The organism is Glaesserella parasuis, assembly GCF_002015085.1.
GTDB lineage: Bacteria > Pseudomonadota > Gammaproteobacteria > Enterobacterales > Pasteurellaceae > Glaesserella > Glaesserella parasuis.
In genome coordinates this window covers 1-8003 of record NZ_MUXW01000043.1, presented here as the reverse complement: position 1 = coordinate 8003, position 8003 = coordinate 1, and the positions used below count along the sequence as shown (strand labels likewise).

15 protein-coding genes are annotated in these 8003 nt (G+C 39.3%); all 15 read right to left on the bottom strand.

Going from position 1 to position 8003, the window contains the following annotated elements; all coding sequences use genetic code 11:
* Positions 1-39 precede the first annotated feature (39 nt).
* Complete coding sequence (locus B0183_RS09875; RefSeq protein WP_021118484.1) at positions 40-300, bottom strand: hypothetical protein; 261 nt, start codon at positions 298-300, stop codon at positions 40-42.
* 53 nt (positions 301-353) lie between these two features.
* A complete protein-coding gene (locus B0183_RS09870; protein WP_078208736.1) occupies positions 354-680 on the bottom strand; it encodes a phage tail protein in 327 nt (108 codons plus the stop codon).
* Between the two features lies 1 nt (position 681).
* Entirely contained in the window at positions 682-954 is a 273-nt protein-coding gene (locus tag B0183_RS09865) for a phage tail assembly chaperone (protein WP_232422150.1), read from the bottom strand.
* A gap of 71 nt (positions 955-1025) precedes the next feature.
* A complete protein-coding gene (locus B0183_RS09860; RefSeq protein WP_062924272.1) occupies positions 1026-1430 on the bottom strand; it encodes a hypothetical protein in 405 nt (134 codons plus the stop codon).
* 15 nt (positions 1431-1445) lie between these two features.
* Positions 1446-2450 (bottom strand): phage tail tube protein, encoded by a 1005-nt coding sequence (locus B0183_RS09855; RefSeq protein ID WP_078208735.1) that lies wholly within the window; start codon positions 2448-2450, stop codon positions 1446-1448.
* Positions 2451-2452: 2 nt separating this feature from the next.
* Positions 2453-2854 carry a phage tail terminator-like protein gene (locus B0183_RS09850; RefSeq protein ID WP_021118479.1) on the bottom strand — a complete coding sequence of 134 codons (402 nt, stop codon included), beginning with the start codon at positions 2852-2854 and terminating at the stop codon, positions 2453-2455.
* Positions 2854-3267 carry an HK97 gp10 family phage protein gene (locus B0183_RS09845; protein ID WP_021109525.1) on the bottom strand — a complete coding sequence of 138 codons (414 nt, stop codon included), beginning with the start codon at positions 3265-3267 and terminating at the stop codon, positions 2854-2856. The genes B0183_RS09850 and B0183_RS09845 overlap by 1 nt, the downstream gene beginning before the upstream one ends.
* Position 3268: 1 nt before the next feature.
* Entirely contained in the window at positions 3269-3640 is a 372-nt protein-coding gene (locus B0183_RS09840; protein ID WP_021114924.1) for a hypothetical protein, read from the bottom strand.
* A gap of 1 nt (position 3641) precedes the next feature.
* Positions 3642-4103 (bottom strand): DnaT-like ssDNA-binding protein, encoded by a 462-nt coding sequence (locus B0183_RS09835; RefSeq protein WP_078208734.1) that lies wholly within the window; start codon positions 4101-4103, stop codon positions 3642-3644.
* Positions 4078-4428 carry a HeH/LEM domain-containing protein gene (locus tag B0183_RS12520; RefSeq protein ID WP_078208733.1) on the bottom strand — a complete coding sequence of 117 codons (351 nt, stop codon included), beginning with the start codon at positions 4426-4428 and terminating at the stop codon, positions 4078-4080. Before B0183_RS12520 ends, B0183_RS09835 begins: the two co-directional genes overlap by 26 nt.
* Before the next feature lie 53 nt (positions 4429-4481).
* On the bottom strand, positions 4482-5432 hold the full coding sequence (locus tag B0183_RS09825) for a major capsid protein (protein ID WP_021118474.1): 951 nt from the start codon (positions 5430-5432) through the stop codon (positions 4482-4484).
* A 27-nt stretch (positions 5433-5459) separates the two neighbouring features.
* Complete coding sequence (locus B0183_RS09820; protein WP_078208732.1) at positions 5460-6194, bottom strand: DUF6651 domain-containing protein; 735 nt, start codon at positions 6192-6194, stop codon at positions 5460-5462.
* 123 nt (positions 6195-6317) lie between these two features.
* A complete protein-coding gene (locus tag B0183_RS09815; RefSeq protein ID WP_078208731.1) occupies positions 6318-6839 on the bottom strand; it encodes a phage antirepressor N-terminal domain-containing protein in 522 nt (173 codons plus the stop codon).
* Between the two features lie 195 nt (positions 6840-7034).
* Positions 7035-7424 carry a hypothetical protein gene (locus B0183_RS09810; RefSeq protein ID WP_016527887.1) on the bottom strand — a complete coding sequence of 130 codons (390 nt, stop codon included), beginning with the start codon at positions 7422-7424 and terminating at the stop codon, positions 7035-7037.
* The coding region (locus B0183_RS12370) for a colicin D domain-containing protein (RefSeq protein ID WP_327078137.1) at positions 7421-8003 on the bottom strand (583 nt) is incomplete at its 5' end. The genes B0183_RS09810 and B0183_RS12370, both read right to left, overlap by 4 nt.

Here is an 8003-nt window from a genome sequence, read left to right as displayed (position 1 = left end):
ATGACACAAGCGGTTTGATATTGATATTTTTTGCAAAATCTATTTAATGATTACATATTTTACCTGATTTTTCTCGGCATCTTTTTGTTGTTGAGCGTCTAACTCTTTCTTTAATCGATCCAAATAGATCTTGTTTTTATAAAGCCCAATCGCAACAGAACCAATAAGGGTGACAGATAGACCAAAAATCGTAGCATGAAAGAGCGTAATATCTTGAGCAAAAGCCCCTAATACGAAAAATATAACCCAACTCATCAGCCAACCGATGAAAACGGCTTTTACACAGGAAAATAAGAACATATGCGACTCCTTTTTTTGAAATCTAACACTACACCGATTAAATTTCAACAAATTTACGCTACCACTTCCCTAAATTGAGCTGAAAGCGTCCAAAAGCCTTGTTGTTGGTTTGTTTTCCATTCATCACAACGAAATTTTCCTTGTGTTGAACCGTGCGGAGTCCATAAAAATGCTTTTACACCGCCTTGATTATTTAAAAAGGCTTCAATTCGTTTTATTCGGCTTTCTGCGCCACTAAAAGAAATATCATAAATGCGGAGATTGTGATTTAATCCTTTGGGTGCTACTTGCTCGTAACCATTACCAAACTTAAGTTTCATCACCTCAGGCTTTTTCGTGAGTTGCATTCCCCAATCGGGATTAAAGTTAAAGGTTTCCACACTAAATCTCCGTATTTTGTACATTCAGGAAAATCACATCAAGCTGTTTAATTACCTTGATTTCCCATACTGCTAACTCTATCTGAAGCAGTCTATTCCACGCCTCAATCTCAGCATAAGTAATGGGACAAAGCCCCATACCTGACTGTCGAGAAAGAGATAGCTCATAGAAAAAACCCAGCAGATAACTTATCGCTGGGCTAATTTCGATATTCTCAAGCTCTTCAGGAACACTACCAGTCTGCTCTTGAATAGCCAAAAGATGTTCTCGCAAGGTGCAATCAGAATCCTTTGGCTTTTTGTCTAATTCAAATTCCTTTTTAGCATATGCCAACAAATCATCAATTAGCTCTTCAAGAACTTTCCCAAATCGTTTGAATGTTCAAGAATTTGTTCGATAATCCAATCACATTCCGTTAATAACATTCGGGCATTTTCCTCTGTAAACGGCAATTCTTTTTTATCGCCAAATTCCACATTCTCCCAACCAACTATGCGATTTAATGCCAGTTCAACGCTGTCTTCTTTGATTTCATCCAATTCTTTAAATTTTGGATGACGGGTGCGTGCATTTTCCAATTCGCGTTTTTGCTCTTTGCGTAATTGTTTTGCAAAGAACTTTTGAGCTTGGTCTGATTTTGCACTCACGACGTGAATGAATACCCCTAATCCCTCTCCTGTGACAGGATGTGTCAGTTCAAAACGGTATTTTTCTGAAATACTGTCTTTTGCAAGATCTTTTAAGTTCATTGTAATTCCTCTCTATTAAGCCAATGTATCTTGTACAATCATTGTGGTTGCTTTTTTCAAACTATCATCAATGGTGCTTTCTGCATCAAAAACAGCAGGAAAGGCATCATAATTCAAGGTTTGAATTAAATTATCGCCACTATTCACTTCTGATGAAGTGAGTTTCACACCTGGTAAAATTAAAGTAACATAATCTGAGTTGGTTTCGCTTTCTGCATCCATTCGTAAGGCAAGTGAAAGGGATGTGCCATTTCTGACCGCTTGCCACATAGCTTTATCTTTCAAGTAGGTAGAAAACGAACCACTGACTTTAATTGAACCGATAAATACATCAGGCGCATAGGTTGCACCTAAAACAGGCTCACTGCTTGCACCGAGATCGATGTCAATTTTAAAACCTGTCACAAAACCGACTTCCGCTTTATTGAGTAACAGTTTTCCTTTTACCCCTGCTAATTTTCCTGATTGAGCAATCGGGGTAGGATTTGTAAAGTAAGTGGCTTGTAGCTCTTCACTTTTTTGCCCTAAGAATGAAACGGTGACAGAGGAAATACCGTTAGGCTGAACATCAATGCTCATTTTAGAAACACGACAACCTGTATAAACACGGTTTACGTTAATATCTTGGAAAATCTCTTCGATGGTGAATGAATCCGTGGTGTGATTAGCATCAGGCACAATGAGAATTTTTCCGTTTTTCTCGCCAGTACCATTTGACGTTTTCTTAATAATCGGGGTTTTAGCCTCTGCGGTAAATGCACCACGCAAAACCGCCGCAAAGAACTGCGACCATTGCCCAGCCGATAGTTCACCTTTAATGTCGCCTTCGACCTTTTCAAAACCGACAATAGAGGCGGAACGTTGTAAATCAGAACGGATTTCTTCTGATTGGAACGATTCAAAATTGGCATTTAAGGATGTTTCAATGCGTGGAATGATTTTGGCTCCTGTTTTAGCTGGTTTTGTACCAAAAACGGATTCCTTGCTGATAACCAGTGTTCTTTTGACTTCTTGAGCCATAGTTACTCCTTATTCAGCTCGTAGGCTGTGTAATGGATTGTGATAGGTAAAGCCAACTTATCATCATTTAAAAAAATACCGCCAATGGTGGGCGGTTGAGAGATAACAACTTGAACATTCTCTTCAATGATAGATTGACCGTAAAAATGATTGCGGATTAGCTCCGCTCTTTCTTCAATGGCGTGCGTGCCGTTGCCATTTGGATAGAACAAGGTCACCTGTAAAAACCCTGTTTCAACAGAAAGCGGTTTATCAGAAATGCTTGCTGTATCACTGGTTGTTACAGAAAGAAAAACCGCTTGATAAGGCAAACTCACTTTATTGTTTACCCCCTCCCAAGCGGTACTAAACTTGCCTAATTCCGTTAGTTGCGTTTGTAGAATGGATCGAATGATTTTTTTCATTACCAAAGCCCTAATGTTGGATTTCTAGCTAAATATGCTTTTAGCTCTTTAACGGTTATCCGAACCATACCTTGAGGAGCTTGGATAGAATAACCATTCTTCGTTTTCCCTGATGGGTTTTTCGGAGGATTAGGATAAAGCCCATATTCCAACGCAGGGGCATAAGGCAAGTTAGTTGCAATATAAATCACATCGCCAAATTTCGCCTTGCCAATATGTTCATTTGAGCCATTAAAATTCGTGGGTAAAGCTGAGACAGACACCGTCCAACTTCGCCTTAACGCTCCCGTATCAACAGGCGATTTCGCTTGCACTTTCGCAAAAGCATCTAACGCTACTTTACGAATGACTAAGTTTTTCCGTTGCTCAATCTGCTCAATTTGTTGCTGAATTTGTGCAATAAAACTACTCATTTCATTGTTTCCGCCCTTGGCATTGATAAAGCATTGCAACGTTAGCTGGTTTTATCGGTTGAACAGCAATAATGCTCCAGACTTCGCCATTCACTTCAACCGCTGAGCCTACCTCTGCTTTTTCTGTCAGATAAATAACCACATCGCCTTGCTCTATCGCAACAGCTCCCCCTCTAGAAGTTCCGCCACTTTGAAATGAAGGGAAATCATAAGACAGATTATCAAAAAGACAGTAAGCATTCTGTTTACTGATTTCAGTTTGCATTTTTCCCGTAGTTGGATCGTATTGCCCGGATATTTGTGTTTTAATCACACAAGGCGAACCAAACTTCTGAATTAACTGCTTGGAGATTTGCTTTAATTTGCCGTACAAGTTACCCCCTTAACAAGGACACATTGTTAGTAGATGATGAATTTAAAAAGCGAGAAAGCAAGGTTTTGACATACTCAAACCGATTGCTACTACCACTGATAGTCGCTTGATTTTCGTAATTGACAGAAATAGGCCCTACTTTCACGCTTGCCATCTTCTGTTCTGGGTTCTGATTTAGATCAGACTGCAATGCTAATTCGCAAACCGCATATTTCACTTGTAACGGAATTTCGCTACTCTCTTGACTACTTTCTTGACGTGGAAATTGTCTGATTTGCGTAGGATCTGCTTTCTCTCCCACAAAACGATAATTGTGATCGAGAAAATCTGATGCACTAACTAAGCGACGAGCTTTTTGTTCATCATCAAGTTCATTCCACGCCTCAAAACTGGCCCTCAATTGATGGTAGCCATTTGCCTCTTCAAGAGAAACATAACTATCCGTTGGTACGTTCAGGGTCATTGTCGCCCCCTTTCGCTTGCTTTAATAACGCAATCAGCTCATCTTTCTTCGCTCCTTGTGGAATTTCCACATTTAAGGCTTTAAGTGCGGTGGTTAATTCTGGCACGGTCATCTTGTCTAATGTTTTTTGTTGAGAAGATGATTCAGGCAATGTGTGCTTTGGCAAATGCTGATAACGTTCAGGAATATCTCCACAAACCGCATCGCATTGTTCAATAAAATCCGTTGCGTGATACGCACCTAAATTTCGCAGAGTTAATCCATTTTCTTTCGCAAACTTCACATTTTCAGACGAAAAATCGTGGGTAAAATAGAGAATTTTCATTCTAAACTCCTAAAAAATAGGGCTAACCCTAATAGTTAGCCCTGCCAGCCTAATTAACGTGTTTTGATTAACACACCTGCGGTATCTTTATCAAAAGTTGCAGATTTAACCCAGTTTGTAGGTGTACCTAATGCGGAATCATTTGGCGACTTGCCACCTGCTTGCATATCCCAGGTGTATCCGTGGATACCAACATTGTAGGTCCACTCAGCTTGGTATGTTGCAGAGATATTTTCACCGCCTGTTTTCGGTACAATCACGCTGTTAAAGTCATTATTACCACTAACAATGATTGCATTCTCCACTAAACCAAGCGTGTTATACGCCGTATTTTGCGTATCAACTAATGCCGGGCTATCGGTAACAATGAACAAACGACCGAATGGATCACGAATTACATTGATGTTGTCATAAGTGAAAAGTTTTTCCGTATTCGTTAATGCATTGTCAAATAAGCTATGCATTGTGGTTGAATGCAACGCCCAGCCTTTAATCGCACTTGAACGATCACCAAATAATGCCGCACCTTTATTCAGAGTACGGAATGTCGGTGCATTCGTTTTATCATCAAGCACAGTTTTTGTGTTACCACCAATTGCAGCAACACCAGCTAATACAGCGGTGTTCAACATATCCGCCATACGAGCCTTAGCTAATTGTTCACCAATGGTAATTGCCGCTAATTCAGGATTTTTTAAGATCCAGTGATATTGTTGTGGTTCATATTCCAGTGGTGGCGTACCTGCTGCAACTTTTACCGCCACATTCAACATTTGTTGCAAACGTTTTGAGTCCACTGAACCTGAGCCATAAGCATTACGGCGGCGAACTAAACCGCTAATTGCTTTAAAGCTAGAACGGATATCGAAATCCCCTTCTGTTGGCACATTTTGCAGAACGATAGTCCCTGCTGATGCCTCATTGAATTTTTGAATATCTTGATCAACCATTTCGGTTAATGCTGTTTGGGTCTGTTTGTTAAAGACTTGCAAATCAAAAGCCATAAATTCTCCTTATGGATTAAATAATCACTATGCTACGGATTGCATATAAGCAATTCGCTCTTCATCTGTTTTACATTCACTCAGTGATTTAGGTTTTGTTGCAGATGAACCACCTGCACCACCGCCACCACCGCTTGAGCCAGAGCCTTTTAGAATAGAGTTTTTGTTAGGGTAAGCATCCACTAAAGCCTCTAACGCCTCTTCAAAATCCGCACGTTGCCCCGGTTTTACTCGACTGAAAATTTCATTGCCAAACGCATCTTTTGCCAAAATTGCACCGTTTTCATCAATGCTAAAATGCTTACCAAAGAACGCTTGAGCCACATCAACAGGCATTGCCAATTTCTCTGTGACAAACTTAGAGCGAGCGAATGAGCCGCCAATTAACTCAGTATGCAACTGCCCTTGTACTTTCTCTGCTAACGCTTTAGCATCTGCCAGTTTTTGCTCATAACCCTTAATCACTTCTTGTTTAACCTTTTCCGCTTCACCTGCATCAATCAGTTTTTTAGCGTCAAGGTTTTCCACCGTTTTTAAGGCTTCTTTTGCTTTTGCCACATCATCAATTCCGTCAAACTTTTTGAGTTCTGCTTCCGCTTTTTCTTTAGCCTCACGGTGTTGCTTGTTTTCAGCATTGAGCGAAGAAATTTTTTGCATTGCTTGCGGTGCATCAAAAGGGATTTCCTTCCCGTCATCGTGGGTATACACGGGTTTACCATCTACAACCACAACATTGCCTTTTTCATCGAGTTTTAATTTCATTTGGATTTCCTTCCTAAGTGAGTTGTGTTTCTTCCGAAACGTGGATAATAAAAACCGCACGATCTTGCGAAAGTGCGGTTAATTTTCATGTAATAAAAAAGGTGCGATCGTCATAACCACACCTTAAATATCAAGTAATAACTGTTCCATTCTATCTAGCCGTGCTATACCAATTTCATAAGTATGCTTTTCTAATTTTCGTTTTTGTAATGCTCGTCCTGCTTCGCTTCCGCGTTTTTTTGATGCGTTTTCATTTTCTTCTAGAACTTCACGCTGTTGTCGAATTTCATCCCACTTCGCTACGCCCGTAGTCCAGTAATCCCAAAGCACTTCATAACATTCTTTTTGATAACGAATAAGTTTCTCTTTTAATTCTGGCTTAACTTTGGAAACTTTGACCCCAAATAGCCACCCATTGAGATAGTGCAATGGTAAACAAACCGCTTCTTGTTCACCACCATTTGAAGGTATTCGTATAACACGAATACCTTGCGAAAGAACCTCATTGCGCTGTAATCGCTCGAATTGTGCGTGCCAGACTAAACCGATATTTTCTACAATCTGTTTCATCGGTACATAAGGCTTGCTGTTATGATTGATGACTAAAATTTCTGAACCAAAGAATTTTGCTTTTAATGCTTGCATAAATGCCTCCTAGTTTCTTCCCACTAAAAAGAAACCTGTAAGAAATAGCGAGTGGGAGACACAAACGCTACTTGTCGAGTGTACTTTTCTATCTTGCAGGCAATAAAAAACCGCTTACACATTGCTGTATAAGCGGTTTAGTTGAAATTTAGGTATAAAAAAACCTAGCGCTTAGGCTAGGTTAGTAGAAATAGTTTATTGAGAAAGATCTTTAATTTCCTGATCGCTTAGACCTAGTCTTTCCCAAATAGCATAATAATTATCATCTAAAGCAAGTTGTACAGCCTCTTTAAATTCACCAACATTTGCAGGGTACACTGGATACTCGTCATCATCTGATAACGGATAATCTTCACAGCACGTCCAAATAGCCCAATGAGTTAAACCGCTAAGCCCATTTAATTCAACAAGATGATTATTCCAAGTCCAAGTTATCAATAGAATAAAATAATCTACACTGTTCTTCCCATCTAGAAGATCAATACAATGCTGCTTAAAATCTAATTTTGAATGAGATGACTTCAAATAAGAAACCGCATTAGCAGCTTTATCCCATTCTTGTTTAGCAAATTCTTTGTTTGTCATCGTAAATATCCACTTTTCAAATAATTAGATAACTGAAACCGGTTCATATCGGGCTCATCTTTAGGAATAAACGCAGTAACAAAATTTCCATCTTTATCTATTACTACCGCCATCCCAGTGATTTTATTGTAAAAAACCCTTGAACCCTCTAATCTATATCGCCCAAACTCAATTGTTTCAACATCATTTAAATGCTCAATAATTGATTCTTGGTATCGTTTCAGCATTTTAGGATTTTTTTTAGTATTATCAAAGCCAAAATCTTCAATATGCTTAAATTTTCTATCTAACTGCTTTCTTGTAAATTTTGTCCCTTTTAATACAAATGTATCAACTTCTGGATAAATATAATTTGGATCAAATCTATAACTTAAATCTTTTAACGTCAACGGTCTCCCACTCTGATCCAACATATCCGCAAAAGTAATCACGCCTCTACGCCATAAATCCGCCTTACCTTTGCCTAATACCTGATCTTGTTGCCCTGGAGATTTGCTTTTCAACCAATTTTCGTAGTTAATCTGCTCTGATACAGGGCCATCTTGGCTTGCTCTTGTACTTGACGGCATTTCTTCCGCA

Coding starts and splice junctions, on each gene's coding strand:
- B0183_RS09875 (WP_021118484.1), bottom strand. CDS start 300: ATGTTCTTATTTTCCTGTGTAAAAGCCGTTTTCATCGGTTGGCTGATG.
- B0183_RS09860 (WP_062924272.1), bottom strand. CDS start 1,430: ATGAACTTAAAAGATCTTGCAAAAGACAGTATTTCAGAAAAATACCGT.
- B0183_RS09855 (WP_078208735.1), bottom strand. CDS start 2,450: ATGGCTCAAGAAGTCAAAAGAACACTGGTTATCAGCAAGGAATCCGTT.
- B0183_RS09850 (WP_021118479.1), bottom strand. CDS start 2,854: ATGAAAAAAATCATTCGATCCATTCTACAAACGCAACTAACGGAATTA.
- B0183_RS09845 (WP_021109525.1), bottom strand. CDS start 3,267: ATGAGTAGTTTTATTGCACAAATTCAGCAACAAATTGAGCAGATTGAG.
- B0183_RS09835 (WP_078208734.1), bottom strand. CDS start 4,103: ATGACCCTGAACGTACCAACGGATAGTTATGTTTCTCTTGAAGAGGCA.
- B0183_RS12520 (WP_078208733.1), bottom strand. CDS start 4,428: ATGAAAATTCTCTATTTTACCCACGATTTTTCGTCTGAAAATGTGAAG.
- B0183_RS09825 (WP_021118474.1), bottom strand. CDS start 5,432: ATGGCTTTTGATTTGCAAGTCTTTAACAAACAGACCCAAACAGCATTA.
- B0183_RS09820 (WP_078208732.1), bottom strand. CDS start 6,194: ATGAAATTAAAACTCGATGAAAAAGGCAATGTTGTGGTTGTAGATGGT.
- B0183_RS09815 (WP_078208731.1), bottom strand. CDS start 6,839: ATGCAAGCATTAAAAGCAAAATTCTTTGGTTCAGAAATTTTAGTCATC.
- B0183_RS09810 (WP_016527887.1), bottom strand. CDS start 7,424: ATGACAAACAAAGAATTTGCTAAACAAGAATGGGATAAAGCTGCTAAT.